Genomic DNA, 17095 nt, shown 5'->3' with positions numbered 1-17095 from the left:
GGACCTAAACACCTCATTTCTATGAATACGAAACGTTTTTTTGTTATCCCCTTTTCGCTCTTGGTGCTGTTGTTGACTTCATTTGTCAAAAATGACGTTGAAGAAAACATTGATGACCCGTTTGTAGTTGTTCTTGACGCGGGGCATGGTGGTCATGACCCTGGTAATCTAGGAAACGGGTATTTGGAAAAGAATATAGCTTTGAATATAGTTTTAAAAGTGGGGCAGTTATTAGAATCAGATCCAAATATTAAAGTCATCTATACCAGAAAAGACGATACTTTTATCGATTTATTCGTTCGTGGGGAGATCGCTAACAAGGCTAATGCTGATCTTTTTGTATCCGTTCATTGCGATTCACATTCCTCAGATGCCTATGGAGCTGGTACTTTTGTCTTAGGGCTTCATGCAAACAAGCAAAACTTTGAAATTGCCAAGAAAGAGAACTCTGTAATTTACTTAGAAGATAATTATGAAACTAGATATGCCGATTACGATATCAATTCTCCCGAATCAGTCATTGGCCTAACTATTATGCAAGAAGAATTCTTAGATCAGAGCATTTCTTTGGCAAAAACGATACAAGAAAATTTCACCGGAAAACTTAAACGAAAAGACAGAGAGGTAAAACAGGCAGGTTTTATCGTTTTGCATCAAACTTTTATGCCTAGTGTTCTAGTGGAAACAGGATTTCTAACCAATGATAAGGAAGGTGCTTATTTAAATTCTAAAAAAGGACAATCAGAAATGGGTACTGCTATTGCCGAAGCTATTTTGTCTTATAAGGGTGGTGTGGCATCTAGTTTAGCGCAAGCTCCAAAAAAAGTTATCATGCCAGTTCCAGACCCTGAAAAAGAAGTTGTTACTAATACCCCACGAGTAGAAAAAAGTACTCCTAAAAAAGAAGTAAGTGCCGCTGAGGAGTTTGCCAAAGACCCTGGAGCGAATCCTATGCAAAATCAACCTGCAGCCAAAGAAGTTGTTAAAAAGACCTTGGAGGAAAAAATTGCCGCTAAGGAAAAAGAAGCTCCCGATATGATTGACGTTGTAAAAGAAGAACAAAAGATTACTGAAGTAGCCGAAGTTGTAACAAAAGATGAGGTAGTGGTTGAAGAAAAGCCGCAGGTTGTTGAAACGGCTGAAGAAATCATAGAAAAACCCAAACCGTCAGTAGTTGAGAAGAGAGAACCTGTTATTGTGAAGAAGGAAGTAGCTAAACCAGTTAAATCGGCATCAAGCGTAGAATTTAGAGTTCAGCTTATGGCGGGTTCAAAAAACTTGCCTTTGGAGCCTAGCCGCTTTAACGGACTTAATAAGCTATCAAAAGAGCCTTACAAAAATCTGTATCGTTATATGTATGGTAAGGCTAACTCTTATAGAGATGCACAGCTACTTAAAAAGACTGCTGATTCTAAAGGTTATCCGACTAGCTACATCGTTGCTTATAAGGATGGTGTTCGTATTCCCACACCGCAGGCCATTAAAATGGTTTCAGAATAATAACCATGTCCGAATATTTATTTCTAATTTTGTTTTGAATCCTAAAACCATCCTTTTGAAATTATCCAGGGAAATTAAGACGGGACTTATCGTTGTAATGGGCATATTATGTGTCATTTTTGGTTACAGCTTTCTAAAATCCACATCCATTTTTGACAATGATTTAACTCTTTATGCCATCTATGATGATGTCGGAGGCCTGCAGCCAGGTACCGCTGTTTCCATTAATGGTAAAAATGTAGGTACGGTGAATACGGTAAAGTTTAAAGACGCTTCAGGAAAATTATTGGTTGCTTTCTCAGTGAATAGAGATTTGATTTTCACTAAACAAAGTACAGTTGAATTATATGATACTGGTTTGATTGGGGGTAAAGGACTTCGCATAAACCCATCTTTTGAAGGGGCTGCCGTTGCAACTGGAGATTATTTGGAAACTTCAAGAAAAGCAAGTTTGAGTGAAGTTGCGGACCAAAAATTATCGCCAATTCTAGAAAAATTTGAATCTGCTTTAACTGATGCGGATTCCGTAATGTTAAATGTAAATGAGGTTTTAGACACTAAGGCCAAGGGTGATTTAAGAAAGGCCATAAGTGATTTAAGTGCTTTAATGGCTGATTTGAAAGGGGCAGGTGGAACCTTAAATAGGTTATTGAAGAATAACGAAAGTAAGTTAGATAAGTCACTTACTAATTTTGAGGAGTTGACTTCAAATTTTGCAAAGCTTTCAGATTCTCTTAATAATGCTGGTTTGGGACGTACTTTGGCCAGTCTTGAAGGTACCGTTTCAAATTTGAATAATTTGATGTCGCGAATTGAAAAGGGTGACGGAACAATTGGAAAGTTGATGAAGGATGAGGAATTGTATACGAATTTGAACAATGCGTCACGCGAGCTTGATTTATTACTTCAAGATTTTAGACTGAATCCGAAACGTTATGTAAATGTTTCTGTTTTTGGAAAAAAACAAAAGCAATATGAAGTTCCTGAAGAAGACCCTGCGGAACAAATAGAAAATTAAAACATGAATTATCTTCCCCAGATTTTATTTGCTATTATCCTTATTGCTGGTATTGGTTTCTTTGCTAAGAATGTTTTAAGACTTCGAAGAAACATCAACCTCGGCAAGGATGTGGATGTATCTGATAATAAGCCACAACGTTGGAAGAACATGGCTAAAATTGCACTGGGGCAAACCAAAATGGTGGTTCGACCAATTGCAGGATTTCTTCACATTATTGTTTACATAGGTTTTGTAATCATCAATATTGAAGTTCTAGAGATTATTATTGACGGTCTTTTTGGAACGCATCGTATAGGATTAAAAGTTTTAAATACATCTATCTACGGATTTCTTATCGGTTCTTTTGAAGTTTTAGCCGTACTGGTTTTAGTTGCTGTAATAGTTTTTTGGATTCGGAGGAATATTATAAAAATAAAGCGTTTCCTGAGTAAGGAAATGACTGGATGGCCGAAGAATGATGGCAATATAATTCTATATTTTGAAGTAGTTCTGATGTGTCTGTTTTTGGTAATGAACGCAACTGATGTTCAGTTCCAAGAATTGGAATCAGGTAATGTTATAAGTCAATACCTTGCTCCTTTATTTAGCGGATTATCTAAAAGTACTTTGCCCTTAATCGAACGTAGTGCTTGGTGGTTGCATATCATCGGCATTTTAATCTTCCTGAACTATCTATATTATTCCAAACATCTACATATTCTATTGGCTTTTCCAAATACATTCTATGGAAAATTAATTCCGCAAGGGCAGTTCAAGAATAATGATGCAGTTACTCAAGAGGTAAAGTTAATGATGGACCCTAATGCTGACCCTTTTGCGGCACCAGCTGAGGATGCCCCAGACCCTGAAAAATTTGGGGCTTCTGATGTTACTGATTTGAGTTGGGTTCAACTATTAAATTCCTATACCTGTACAGAATGTGGTCGGTGTACAAGTGAGTGCCCTGCCAATCAGACTGGAAAAAAACTTTCCCCAAGAAAGATTATGATGGATACTCGTGATCGACTGGAGGAGGTTGGTAAAAATATTGAAGCTAACAAAGGGACCTTTGTAGATGACGGAAAACAACTCTTAGGAGATTATATATCTCATGAAGAGCTATGGGCATGTACATCTTGTAACGCTTGTGTTCAGGCTTGTCCAGTAAGTATTGATCCCTTATCCATTATTATGGATATGCGTCAGTATTTGGTCATGGAGCAATCTGCCGCGCCATCTGATTTAAATAATATGATGGGCAACATTGAAAATAACGGAGCCCCTTGGCCTTTCAATCAGATGGATCGTCTGAATTGGGCGGAAGAATCTTAAAAAAATAGTTTATGGAGAATACATTGAGGGTACCGACGATGGCTGAGCTTTTTGCGGCTGGTAAGCAACCTGAAGTTTTATTTTGGGTGGGCTGTGCAGGTAGTTTTGATGATAGGGCAAAAAAGATTACCAAAGCTTTTGTCAAAATTTTGAATAAAGCGAATGTTTCTTTCGCGGTATTGGGAACTGAGGAAAGCTGTTCTGGAGACCCAGCCAAACGATCGGGAAACGAATTTCTTTTTCAAATGCAGGCGGTAACCAATATTGAGGTGATGAACGCTTACGAGGTGAAAAAGGTGGTAACCGCATGTCCGCACTGCTTTAATACCTTAAAAAACGAATATCCAGGACTGGGAGGAAATTATGAAGTGGTTCATCACACACAGTTTTTAAAACAACTGCTTTCTGAAGGAAGAATTACCATGGAAGGTGGTCAATACAAGGGCAAGCGCATCACATTCCATGACCCTTGTTATTTGGGAAGGGCAAACGGAGTTTATGAAGCTCCAAGGGAGCTCATTCAGAAACTAGATGCAGAGCTGGTTGAAATGAAAAGTTGTAAAACGCGAGGATTATGTTGTGGGGCTGGTGGCGCACAAATGTTTAAAGAACCCGAAAAAGGAGATAAAGACATTAATATCGAACGAACGGAGCAAGCTTTAGAAACCAAACCTGAAATCATAGCGGCTGGTTGTCCTTTTTGTAACACTATGATGACCGATGGTGTAAAAAATAAAGAAAAAGAAGCATCAGTAGCCGTCATGGATATTGCAGAATTAATTGCTACAGCTGAGGATTTGTAGAAATAGTTATACTACCCCAAACATACTTAAGTATTTGAACTTGTGTTTGATACTTGAATTTGAACTTTAAAATATGCTAGTAGAATTTGAATCCCTTCCAGATACTTCAAGAGTATGGATATATCAGGCAAATAGGAGTTTTGGTCCAAACGAATTAGTTGAATTGAAAGAGGCATTCTGTGCCTTTATTTCAGAATGGACTGCCCATGGTCAAGACTTGAAGGCCGGTTTTGAAATTCGATACAATCGTTTTATTATTGTAGGTTTAGACCAGTCGTTGACTTCTGCATCTGGTTGTAGTATCGATGCATCTGTTCATTTTATTCAGCATTTGGAAAAGAAATATAATGTCGAATTGTTAGACAAAATGAATGTATCCTATAAACAAGGTGATTTTGTTGCTTATAAGTCCCTTTTGGATTTTAAAAAGATGGCTAAGCAAAAAGCCGTTTCTGCAAAAACAATTGTGTTCAACAATTTGGTTGCCACTAAGGGTGAATATCTAGAACATTGGGAAGTTCCAGCCTCTGAAAGTTGGCACAGCCGCTTTATGTAAAATTTCAATCCTACTTCGCTTTTAGACAGTTTTGGTACGGGTTTTGAAATTAGATAGGTGGCATTGTGGCTTTATCAAAGATGAAGTGTTTGATAAATCCGATGAAATGCAATAAATGCAAGTGTTTACAGTTATTTTGATAGACCGATCGAATATGCGTGTTTTAAGAGTTCTCCCTTTATTTTTACTTGCCGTCTTTTGTGCAAATGCGCAGAGCAACCCACTTGTGGTCAAGGATAGCGTTTCCCAAAAAAGATGGGTGGATTCTAAGTACAACGCCATGTCTTTGGAAGAACGACTTGGTCAACTCTTTATGGTTAGTGTTGCCTCCGATCAAAACAAATCTGCTACCGATAAGATTGCACAACTTATTCGAGACGAACATATTGGAGGAGTAATTTTTTCTACAGGAGGCCCAGTGAGACAAGCCAAGTTGACCAATTCCTACCAAAAAATTTCCAAGACCCCTTTACTTATTGGTATGGACGCCGAATGGGGACTTTCCATGCGATTGGATTCCACATACGCTTTTCCCTATAACATGACCCTTGGTGCTATTTCTGATAATAGAATAGTTGAGAAAGTGGGAAAACAAATTGGTAAACATGCGAAGCGATTGGGGGTGCATATTAATTTTGCGCCAGATGTTGATATCAATATTAATCCAAGAAATCCGATAATCGGCAGTCGTTCTTTTGGTGAAGACCGAGAAAATGTGACGGAAAAAGGAGTTGCTTTTGTAAAAGGTATGGAGAGTGCAGGCGTACTTTCAAGTGGTAAACACTTTCCGGGACATGGAGATACTGCAACAGATTCTCACAAAGCCCTGCCCATAATTGATTTTCCAAAATCAAGGCTGGATAGTATCGAACTATATCCCTATAAAAAATTAATTGATGCTGGAGTCAGTAGTATAATGGTTGCACATTTAGAAGTCCCGGCTTTAGAACTTAAAAAAGGACTACCTTCATCACTTTCTGAACAAATTATTTCCGGAATTCTTAAAGAACAAATGGGCTTCGAAGGATTGATTTTTACCGATGCACTAAATATGAGTGGTGTCGCCAATACTGGAAAGAATGGTGATGTTGAAGTAAAAGCTTTTTTAGCTGGCAATGACATGTTACTGATGCCCACCGAGGTGTCAAAGGCAAAGGAGAAGTTGGTAAAGGCATACAAAAAGGGTAAAATTACTGAAAAGCGTTTGGCTAGCTCAGTGAAGAAAATATTGATGGCCAAATACAAAGCTGGTTTACATAAATATCGCCCAATAGCACTGAAGAATCTTTATGAAGATTTGAACTCACGTTCAGATGATTTGGTTTATGAAGAAGCTATTGAAAATGCAATTACAGTAGTTAAAAATGCCTATTATTTAATGGGTATTAAAAAGCTGGAAAACAAGAAAATCGCATATGTAAAGTTCGGGGACGCTGACAATGCCCCTTTTCTAAGTGAGCTTAATAAATATGCTAATGTTACTCAAGTCAATGGGAAAGACATTGGTACTTTAAAGAAAAAATTAAAGGAGTACAACCTGGTCATTATCGGCCTCCATAAGAGCAATGCAAGCCCATGGAAGGCTTATAGTTTTAGTGCGAAAGAAAAGACTTGGTTACAAGAGATTGCTAAAGAACGTAGTTCAAATGTGATACTTTCTGTTTTTGCCAAACCATACGCTTTACTGGGCGTTAGTTCTTTTAAAAATATTGATGGGGTGGTGGTAGCTCATCAAAATAGTAAGTTGGCACAGGAAAAAACAGCGCAGTTGATTTTTGGTGCAATCCCAGCAAAGGGTGTTTTGCCGGTTTCAGGACATAAAGAATTTGGTGTGAATTCTAGTGTACAGTTGAAGTCCCTTTTACGTTTAGGTTATAGTTTTCCAGAGCGTGTGGGTTTCGATGTTTCTAAACTTGCTGAAGTGGATAAATTGGTTCAAGATGGACTTGATTCTTTAATGTATCCGGGAGCTCAGGTACTGATTGCCCGTAAGGGAAAAGTAATTTATAATAAAGGTTTTGGAAAACCTACCTATAAATCAGAAGAAAAAATCACTCCAAATCACATCTACGATTTAGCTTCTATAACTAAAATATTAGCAACCCTGCCTGTTGTAATGAAGATGGAAGAAGAAGGGAAGATTCGCCTTAACAACACTTTTGCTGATTTAGTACCTGAATATGCCGATACGGAGTTGAAAAATGTAACTGTACTTAAAGCATTATCGCACTACGGAAGACTTCCGGCATGGATTGCTTTTTATGTAAGTACCTTGGATGAAAAAAGAAAACCTTCAGGAGAATTTTACAGAAACAAACCCCTAAAAGGATTTTCTACAAAAGTCACTGATAATCTATACTTGACGGATGATTATAAGGATTCAATTTACAATCGTATTGGTAGACAAGATTTAAAGTCGAATAGATACCGCTATAGCGATGTGGCCTATTATGTTATGAAAAAATACATTGAGGATAAAAACACGAAGCGTTTAGACAAGTTAGCAGATGAATTTTTATACCAGCCCTTGGGCGCAACAAATACTAGCTACAATCCATTGGAGAAATTTTCTAAAAAAAGGATTGTACCATCAGAAGAGGATAATTACTACAGGTATCAGACTGTACAAGGTTATGTTCACGATATGGGTGCTGCAATGCAAGGTGGGGTAGGAGGTCATGCAGGACTCTTTAGCAATGCTAACGATGTGGCAAAAATTATGCAGATGTACCTGCAAGGAGGTACGTATGGTGGTGTTCGGTTTTTAGATGGAAGAACGGTTAAAAAATTCAATACTTGTTACTTTTGTAATAAGAAGGTAAGAAGGGGTGTGGGATTTGATAAACCACAATTGCGTGATAAGGGTCCAACTTGTGGTTGTGTTTCAAGAAAAAGTTTTGGACATAGTGGCTTCACAGGCACCTATACCTGGGCCGACCCTGAAAAAGAAATTGTTTACGTTTTTCTCTCGAATAGAACATATCCCTCAGCTTCAAACACCTTACTTGTAAAATCTGGTTTACGCACAAGAATCCAGAAAGCTATTTACGACGCCATAATCGATTAAGATACTCTCTTAAAATAAATGTAAATAAATTGGCTAAAAGACGACTTAAATCTTGTTTTCACTAAATTTGATTAATGAAGATAGCTATCGTATGTTACCCTACTTGGGGTGGTAGTGGTGTAGTTGCCACAGAGCTAGGCATCGCCCTAGCAAATAGAGGTCATGAAGTTCATTTTGTAACCTATAGACAACCAGTTCGCTTAGGCTTGCTAAACAATAGAATACACTTTCATGAGGTGCATGTGCCAGAATATCCTTTATTTCAGTACCAACCTTACGAATTGGCTTTGTCAAGCAAACTGGTCGATACAATCAAGTTTCACGGAATAGAGTTGTTGCATGTTCATTACGCCATTCCTCATGCATACGCTGGGTATATGGCCAAACAAATGTTGGCAGAGGAAAATATTCATATTCCAATGATTACCACCCTGCACGGAACTGATATTACGTTGGTGGGCAAACACCCTTTTTATAAACCTGCGGTTACATTCAGTATAAATAATTCTGATGTGGTAACTTCGGTTTCTGAAAATTTAAAAAAACAGACTCTAGAAATTTTCGATATTAAAGGGGACATTGAGGTAATTCCCAACTTCATTGATAAGAGCAAGTATAGTGCTTCTTTTACTGATTGTCAACGGTCTTTAATGGCTGCTGATCATGAGAAAATTTTAACTCATATTAGTAATTTTAGAAAGGTAAAAAGAATACCCGATGTGATTAATATTTTCAACAAAGTGCAGGCAAAGACGCCTGCAAAATTGGTGATGGTAGGGGAAGGTCCCGAAAAAGAAGGAGCTGAGTTATTGTGTGAGAAGTTAGGGATTTCTGATAAAGTCATATTTCTTGGTAACAGTAATGAAATTGATAGAATCTTATGTTTTACTGATTTATTTTTATTGCCCTCTGAAACGGAAAGTTTTGGTTTAGCTGCCTTAGAGGCTATGATTAATAAGGTACCCGTAATTTCAAGTAATGCAGGAGGAATTCCTGAGGTTAACGAACATGGAATTACAGGTTTTTTAAGTGATGTTGGAGAAGTGGATGAAATGGCACAGAATGCACTTAAGATACTGGAGGAGGAAGAGGTTTTAGACCGATTCAAAGACAACGCTGTTAAGTCAGCCGAAAAATTTGATATCCTCAATATTCTTCCTTTATACGAAGAGGTTTATGAAAAAGCTTACAAAAGTAGATTCAATAAAAGTTATAGTTAGGTGAAAAATTATTTGGTAGCCGTTTTATTTGTTTTGGCATCATGCAATGGGCAAAAGAAGGCAAGTATGAAAGATTCTAGTTCAGGTTCTAAGCCTGCGAACTCTAAGATGGTATTGCTTGTTCAAGATGAGTATGGCGGTTTCGATGTTGAGGAAACTATGATTATCAAAGATGAGAAAAGACTTAAAAGTTTATACGCTAAGATTAATAGAACTCGAAAACCTGGACTTCCACTTCCAATTATTGACTTTTCTAAAGAAATGGTAATTTTTCACTGCGTTGGAGAACAAAATTTTGATGGGTTGCCCGTGCTTACTTTTAATGCGGAAACAGAGAAGCAGGTAATTCTTAATTCTGATATGCATAGAGATTCTAAGGAGAATTTGACCTCTATTCGCACAAATCTATTTTGTATTTATAAAATCCCCATTACTAAGAAAGAGGTTCTAGTGGAACGAAATTTTAAATAGGATAATGCGAACTCCGATTTTAGGAACGTAACAATCGCTTTGGAAACCAAGTCTTCTTCACCCAAAAGTTAAATTTCATATAGTAATATGCCAAATTAACAGGCCAAGAGCACCAGTAAAGGCCTTTTGCATATAAGAAAGGTTTGACTTTAACAAGGTAACGAAAAACCTTCTCAGGAGATCGAATAAATTTATAAACCAAAGAGCGTTTTGAAACCGAAAGCTGCTTTGGATTATAATTGAGGCCTACCTTATTTTCCCCAACATTTTGGTAAAAACCTTTTGAAATATTGTTAATAAATCGAATACGTTTCTTGTTCGTTAATATTCCAGTTCGCATTGCCATACTGGTCATATATTCCTGAACTCGAACTTGAGAATAATCAATAGATCTTAAGCTTAGGAACAATTCCTCAAATCGTCCGAACATATATGACTGAACGTCTTTTACATAATTGTCAAAAACGTACTTTTCACTTTCCTCATGAAACTCAATAGTCTCAGGCTGTCCGTTTTCAAGTTTATAACCTAAAGTACTGCCATGAGGGGCACCTAATAGTTGTTCGTACAACTGACCATTTGCTTTTAAAATGTCATAGGAAACTCCATGACTGGGATAGAGCGAGAAGTTTAAGCCAAATCTTTTGGTGTCCGGTTCAATATTGTAAATAGCTTTAAGTCCAATATAATATCCTGTTACTGGAACCTCTTTATTAAGAAATTTATGGATACATTCTTGCATTGTACCTCCCCAGCCGACATCTACCAAGGAAATCCCATTCTTTTCAATATCCGCACCAAATGAAGTTAAGTACTTCATGAAAGCTTCTTTTTGGTTTACCCGGTTTTTTTCATATTGTGTTACAAAAATTTCATTTTTTCGCAGTTCGCTCATCAATTCTGAGGTAAACAAATTTGAAAAATTTTGTTCTGGTTTAATGCCTAATTGGTCGATTAACTGTTTTTTTAATTTTTCAGGAAATAAGAACCATGTCAGTAATTGATCTATGGACATTTGGTTATACATTCCTCCTAATTCTTTGAAATCTTCTTCCTCAAGAGGTTTAAGAGCAACTTGTTGTGCGGACTGCCGCGATGCTTTTAAATAATGAGTACGGATTTGATTTTTAGAATTGAATTGATTGAGTTCTTGGTAAAAGTCGAATAACTTCTTCAAGTAAAGACCCTCTCTTGCCAAAAAAAATAAGTCTTTTACCCCATCTCTTCTGGCTTTCTTATACAAACGTTCCGTAAAAAAATAAAAATGAATTATGTATTCACTAAATGGATATTTACTTTTTGCACAAGTTTTCTCAATAGTTTCGCAAACATTATCAAAATTATGGTTGTCATTCCCCATTAAATTTCTTTTATTACGAAAATGATGTCTCAGATTTTTTGTATGAATACCTTCTATTTCATGTTTTTGCGCATTAATGATATCACTTTTTTTGTTGTCGCCAACCATAATCGTTTCAGCGGGTGATGAATTTGTAAGTTCAAGGACTTCTGGATAAATCGAACCGCTTTCCTTACTTTTTTTCAAATCACAGGATACAAAAATAGCATTGAAAACCCCCAACATGCCATGGTATTCAAGAATTTTAGAAATAATTTCATGAGGAAGAAAAAAATCTGTGATTAGGTAAATGCGATATCCCTTTCCTCTTATTTCTTTTAAAGAGTGAACTAGGGATTCATTTTTAAACTGTACAGAGGTTTCTGAAACTAAATCAGCTTGTGTGAAAATTTTACAAAAATGCTCAAAAGATGTATTTGGTAAGACTTCTGCATTAATAAGTCTACGGTAAACTTCAATTTGAAGTTCTTCATAAGGAACCTCAATTGTTTTAAGAAATAATTTGTTTGATAGATGTGAAAGCGAGTCGATTCGAATAGCAAACAATTCGTCTGCATTGATAAGAAGTCCCAATTCACGAATCATAAATTTACCCCATAATTTAATTGTGTAATGAGGATGAACTATTCTATGGACTAGTGTGTCAAAAAAATCTGTAAAAACTACTTTACATGAAGATTTACTCTCAATCTTTTGAAGTAGCGTTTTCAAAGGAGGGGCTAATTATTTAAAATCCAAAGGTAAGTTTATTAAACAAATAGTGTGAAAAGAATAGGCGAACGATTATACATCCAGATTACCGCTTTCTCTCTAACCTTGTCAATAAAATCTTTTAGAATCGAGGGCTTATAGGTGTTCAAAACTTCGGGGCTTTTAAAAGTTAATATTATCGGTTTGATCAAAACTATCGATGAAATACACTTTATATACGACCAAAGGTACAATTTGGATTTTTCTTGTCCAACTTATTTAGAAAAAATATGAACTTAATTGTTAATAAGCTATTTTTCAGTTGTTTATGTTTTGGTTGAAACATGAAAAATTTTACCAATATTCATATTCCTTGAGCTATTTCTAATAAAAGGTTGGATTCGACTAAATATTGAACTTTAATTTCAGCCAAAAAACTTATTGTCAGAAGAATATTTTTTTAAATGAAGTTCAATTGATCAAAGTGAAGCACATAATTATGCGGAAGGTGTTCTTCTTTATTATAGAGATAGGCATTTGAATGAATGTTCAAACCATTGTCCAAAAGTGCTATGGTTTGCCAACCTCGTTGGTTGGGAGTAATGAAGTCTTTCTTGAGATTATCTCCAATATAATAATAGTTCTTTACTTTAAAATGATTTTCAATTGACTTGAAATTTTTCTTATCCGGTTTTTCAGACCCTATTTCTTCTGAAATCACAATATAATCTAGATAGGGTATAAGTCCAAGGGCATTGATTTTATTTCTCTGCGATTTGCTACGCCCATCAGTTAGGATGGCAATTTTACCCTTTCTATCCTTTATAATTTGAAATTTTTGCAAAACACCTTCAAAAGGAGTAATGTTAGGAATGTGATCTCTATAAAGTTCGATCAATTCAGTGGTAGATACACCAAAGTTTTCACTCACATATTTAAACGGGTTTTCGTTGTTCCTATATAGAGAGAAAAGGTTAGCATAAAGCTGTTCCCAATTTTCGGGTTCCAAATCTTTAGCAAGAGCAGTATAGGCCGATTTTAAATAGTCGATTTCGTTGTAAAGTGTATCGTCCAAATCAAAAACGATAACTGTGTTCTGATCAACCTTTATATCCATGAACTAGAATTTCATCGTCGTATCGAATCATGAGCAAGTTATCTTCCCAGCAATCGAATTTTTCACTTATTTCTTTACCTAAGATGTATTCCTCAATAATCCACTTTGGAAAATTGGCCCCAGCTAAATAAGAGAGTGGATACCCTCCACCAAATCTAGGGTTAATTTCAATACCATAAATCTTACTTTCGCTTTTGTGCTTAAAAAATTGGGCAGTCAAACAACCGACAGCACCTTCAACATAAGCAAGGTTTTCCTTGATGTAATCAACCAAACTATTATTCATTGCAACCGCCTTATTTACTTCCCCATCACGGACTTCAATTCGTTTTCGTGGCACTGCACACTTTAATTTGTGATCTTTTCCATAATATAAATCACAGGTAAATTCATCGTAATGGTCATGGTCTAGATACTCAAGAAACATTAATTTTTCATTTTCAAAGTGGTACTCCGTAAGGTCTTCCTTGGTTTTAATTAGATAAGTATCGACACTTCTACTTCCATCAATTGGCTTAATGAACATTGGCAATTCAAAATCATCTTTGCTATACTCTTTCGCAATTGCTATACTATGTGATTCGAAAAAATCATGTATAACTCTTTTGTCCCTGCACTTTTCAATGAATGAGATTGAGGCTATAATTGGAATAATACCATTTTCTTCTAAAAGAATTTTATTTTTTGCTAAAAGAAGCAGCTCGGTATCAATAGTTGGAATTACCAATTTTACACCATGTTCCTTACACTGCACTATGAGATTCTCAATATACTCGGGCTTATCTAGCCGAGGAACCTGAAAGTACTCATCAGCTGCATGACAAGCTGCTGATAGTTCAGGCTTAGCATCAGCTGCTACTACCTTTGACTCCGGATACAATTTCTTTAATTCTTTTTGAAATGCCCGCACTAAAGAAACTCTTCTTCCTGCAGAGGTAATTAAAATATTCATTTGGCTATGTTATAAAAGGTTCTAAAGAATTTGATAAATGGATTTATCAAAGGTTTACGGTTAAATATAAAAACAAGAAAGGAATAGCCAATGCCATGATAATCTTCACCTATGAATTTTTTCAAGGGATAGGCATCTATTTTTTCGAAGCCACTAAGCATTTCAGGTATTTTCTTTACCGAAATATCGGATTTCATTAAGCGAACCATGAGAAAAAAGACAAAGGATTGTTGTCGCGTCTTCAAACGTTTTATACAAGGTTCTGCTTTTTCATGCGCTGCAGGCACTGATTTGATAAGTTCGCCATAAACATGTGCTGCATTGGCGTTATCATAAATCACTTTATTATAGTGTTCCGAGCTTTTATTCCGCATTGCCGATGTGGGTAGTATTCGATATCGATGTACATCGATATCAGCATGTGCCATTCGTTTTGCCTTTAAGAATAATTCCGATGTTAGAATGGCATCTTCCATCCATTTTCCTTCTATAAAACGAATTCCTGTGGATACCATAAATTCACGTTTTATAAAATACCACCAAATTTCATTGTGATGTTTGATGTTTGCTATATACGAAATGCCGTCCTGCACCTCTAATTCTTTGACTCCATGTTCTATATTCAATGAATTGGGCACATGTCGTTTAACAACGGGCATACTATGAAAAGTAAGAATATCAAGGTCATTATTTTCCATTAACCCTAAAACCGTGGTAACCGTATTTTTAGCCAGATAATCATCTGGATCTAAAAAGTAAAGGTATTTGCCTTTTGCTACATCGTAACCGGAATTTCTCGCAGCACCAACCCCAGCATTTTTTTTGTCAATAACTACTATATTTTCATGCTTGGCTGCGTAATTGTTGGCAACGACTAAAGTAGAATCTTTTGATTCATCATTAACGATAATAACCTCGTATTCGGCTGGGTTCAAATTTTGATCTAGCAGACTGTCTATACACTCTGGTAGATAGCGTTCCATATTATAACAAGGAATGACAATACTTAACTGCATACGTTCTAATTACCTGTGAATGTTTCCATAGTGGCGTTAGTATCTGACGAAATACCATCCCTTTTTATCACCTTTAAAAAGGTCATCCAAAAAATTTTCATGTCCACTAAAAATGAACAATTATCAACATACCACACATCATATTCAAACTTCTTTTCCCAAGATATTGCATTTCTGCCATTGACTTGTGCCCATCCAGTTATTCCTGGTCGAATATTATGCCTTCTACTTTGTTCTTCGGAATACAAAGGAAGGTAAGAAACTAAAAGTGGTCTTGGCCCGATTAAACTCATATCGCCTTTTAATACGTTCAAGAGTTGCGGAATTTCATCCAACGAAGTTTTACGGACAAATTGACCAACCTTCGTAATTCTGTCCCCATCTGGTAAAAGTTCACCATCTATTCCTTTTTTATCATTCATAGACTTGAACTTTATTATTTTAAAAATATCCTCATTTTTTCCTGGACGTTTCTGAACAAAAAAGGCTTTCCCATTATTTGCGATACTTAACAATAGAAATACTACTAAGAAGATTGGACTTAGTATTGTTAAGACACCTAGGGAAAAAAGAATATCAATGACTCTTTTGAAAAAAAGTTTATACATCCCAGTCAGTTCTGCGCTATGATTAGCAAATTAAAAATTATTAATCGATTCATGGACAACATATAGATAAATAGCGTGATTACTTGTTCAAATTAATTGACTATCGGTATGGTGTCATTTTTCAAGATAAAATCTTCGGTTTTAAGCTAGTCCAGCCTCCTTTAGAACTATGTTTAGAGCAGTTTCAGAAGACAAATACTCTTTCATGTACTCAAAACCGTTTTGCCCCATTTCTTTTCTTAACACTGCATCTTTATATAGCAACATTAGCTTTTTCTTTAAGTCTAGAGTATTACCAGCTTCAGCCCACACCCCAACTTTAAGGTCGTCTAATATGGTTCCAAAATCAGTGTTTAGGTCTATAGAGGCCAATATGGGAGTTTTAGTATTATAATACGATAATGCTTTTGAGGGTATATTGGGAATGGTAAATTTTTCGCTTAAAGATATCAAGCCCACATCGGCCATTTGTACCCACTTCATGTATTCTTTTTGAGGTAGCCCATCTCTCAATTCCATATTTTTAACATTCTTGGATTTTATGAGATTTTTAAGATTTTCTTGTTCGTTTCCTCGTCCAATAATTAAAAAAACGATGTCTTTTTCATCTTTACAGGCTATAGCGAGATTAACAATGTTTTCCATTTTTTGAGGCAAACCAATGTTTCCCCCAAATATTACTACAAATTTGTCTTGAAAACCTTCTTGCTGTCGTAATTCGTTTATTTTCTCTTCTTGAGCAAGAGGAATAATATCTCCCCAATTTGATAACATATGAAGCTTATCGGCAGAAACTGAAGGGTTGTGCTTTTTAACAAAGTCAATATTGCCCTGAGACATACAACCTATATGGTCGGCTTTTGCATATAACTTCTTTTCTTTCCTTCTAAAATAATAGTGTATTGGCCCACTTTTTTTAAGCATACCCAGGTCAACTGCATTTTGAGGGAAAATATCGCGAAGAATTAAGTAGAGTTTCCCTTTCGATTTCTTTTTCAACCAAGCTGCGACTCCATATAGGGTAATAGGTGGAGTAGGAGTGATAATCAAGTCAAAATCAAGACCAATATTATTCTTTTTCAAAGCACTTTTGTATTGATACGGTAGTAATACGTTGGCAATCCCTTTTTTGATTAAACCCACCCCAAAAAGCGGTAAAGTTTTTACGCGAATAACCTTTACACCTTCTTCAATTTGCAAGCCGACAATAGTATCATCGTATGTTGGTGCCACAACTGTTATATCATGTCCATTTTCGTGAAATTGAGAAACTAATTGTGTATAGAGGTACTTGGTCTTATCCATTTTTGGAAAGGCAAGTGCCAGAAAAATAACTTTCATCTGTTTTTTGTTCTTTTTAATATTATCAGATGGAATTCGCCATTATTACATCGATTGATACA

The 17095-nt window shown here is 36.0% G+C and carries 13 protein-coding genes and 1 pseudogene; 8 read left to right on the top strand and 6 right to left on the bottom strand.

Annotation, left to right across the window (positions count from 1 at the left end):
* Nucleotides 1-21 precede the first annotated feature (21 nt).
* From FEE95_RS22535 to FEE95_RS18085, 8 genes and pseudogenes are all read left to right on the top strand, one after another.
* Nucleotides 22-795: pseudogene (locus FEE95_RS22535) on the top strand (N-acetylmuramoyl-L-alanine amidase family protein); the annotation flags it as partial.
* Between the two features lie 760 nt (nt 796-1555).
* On the top strand, nt 1556-2518 hold the full coding sequence (locus FEE95_RS18115) for an MlaD family protein (RefSeq protein ID WP_138659435.1): 963 nt from the start codon (nt 1556-1558) through the stop codon (nt 2516-2518).
* Between the two features lie 3 nt (nt 2519-2521).
* The gene (locus FEE95_RS18110) at nt 2522-3832 is read left to right on the top strand and encodes a 4Fe-4S dicluster domain-containing protein (RefSeq protein WP_138659434.1); all 1311 of its coding nucleotides are present in this window, start codon (nt 2522-2524) and stop codon (nt 3830-3832) included.
* A gap of 11 nt (nt 3833-3843) precedes the next feature.
* A complete protein-coding gene (locus tag FEE95_RS18105; RefSeq protein ID WP_138659433.1) occupies nt 3844-4635 on the top strand; it encodes a (Fe-S)-binding protein in 792 nt (263 codons plus the stop codon).
* A gap of 73 nt (nt 4636-4708) precedes the next feature.
* Entirely contained in the window at nt 4709-5191 is a 483-nt protein-coding gene (locus tag FEE95_RS18100) for an ABC transporter ATPase (RefSeq protein ID WP_138659432.1), read from the top strand.
* 154 nt (nt 5192-5345) lie between these two features.
* Nucleotides 5346-8258 (top strand): glycoside hydrolase family 3 N-terminal domain-containing protein, encoded by a 2913-nt coding sequence (locus tag FEE95_RS18095; protein WP_138659575.1) that lies wholly within the window; start codon nt 5346-5348, stop codon nt 8256-8258.
* A gap of 74 nt (nt 8259-8332) precedes the next feature.
* Entirely contained in the window at nt 8333-9478 is a 1146-nt protein-coding gene (gene bshA / locus FEE95_RS18090) for an N-acetyl-alpha-D-glucosaminyl L-malate synthase BshA (RefSeq protein WP_138659431.1), read from the top strand.
* Nucleotides 9479-9949 (top strand): hypothetical protein, encoded by a 471-nt coding sequence (locus FEE95_RS18085; protein WP_138659430.1) that lies wholly within the window; start codon nt 9479-9481, stop codon nt 9947-9949.
* Between the two features lie 19 nt (nt 9950-9968).
* Here the strand turns inward: FEE95_RS18085 and FEE95_RS18080 are convergent, their stop codons facing one another.
* From FEE95_RS18080 to FEE95_RS18055, 6 genes are all read right to left on the bottom strand, one after another.
* Entirely contained in the window at nt 9969-12020 is a 2052-nt protein-coding gene (locus FEE95_RS18080) for an HAD hydrolase-like protein (RefSeq protein ID WP_138659429.1), read from the bottom strand.
* A 439-nt stretch (nt 12021-12459) separates the two neighbouring features.
* Entirely contained in the window at nt 12460-13116 is a 657-nt protein-coding gene (locus FEE95_RS18075) for an HAD family hydrolase (RefSeq protein ID WP_138659428.1), read from the bottom strand.
* Nucleotides 13100-14068, bottom strand: a complete 969-nt coding sequence (locus FEE95_RS18070; RefSeq protein ID WP_138659427.1) for an ATP-grasp domain-containing protein — start codon at nt 14066-14068, stop codon at nt 13100-13102. Before FEE95_RS18070 ends, FEE95_RS18075 begins: the two co-directional genes overlap by 17 nt.
* Nucleotides 14065-15084: a glycosyltransferase gene (locus tag FEE95_RS18065; protein WP_138659426.1), complete on the bottom strand. Its 1020-nt coding sequence runs from the start codon at nt 15082-15084 to the stop codon at nt 14065-14067. The genes FEE95_RS18070 and FEE95_RS18065 overlap by 4 nt, the downstream gene beginning before the upstream one ends.
* 5 nt (nt 15085-15089) lie before the next feature.
* Nucleotides 15090-15692: a sugar transferase gene (locus FEE95_RS18060; RefSeq protein WP_138659425.1), complete on the bottom strand. Its 603-nt coding sequence runs from the start codon at nt 15690-15692 to the stop codon at nt 15090-15092.
* 141 nt (nt 15693-15833) lie between these two features.
* Nucleotides 15834-17033 carry a glycosyltransferase family 4 protein gene (locus FEE95_RS18055; RefSeq protein ID WP_138659424.1) on the bottom strand — a complete coding sequence of 400 codons (1200 nt, stop codon included), beginning with the start codon at nt 17031-17033 and terminating at the stop codon, nt 15834-15836.
* Nucleotides 17034-17095 lie beyond the last annotated feature (62 nt).

Origin of the sequence: Maribacter algarum (ex Zhang et al. 2020) (assembly GCF_005885635.1) — a bacterium.
Classification (GTDB): domain Bacteria; phylum Bacteroidota; class Bacteroidia; order Flavobacteriales; family Flavobacteriaceae; genus Maribacter_C; species Maribacter_C algarum.
This window is presented reverse-complemented; position numbering and strand designations above follow the sequence as displayed.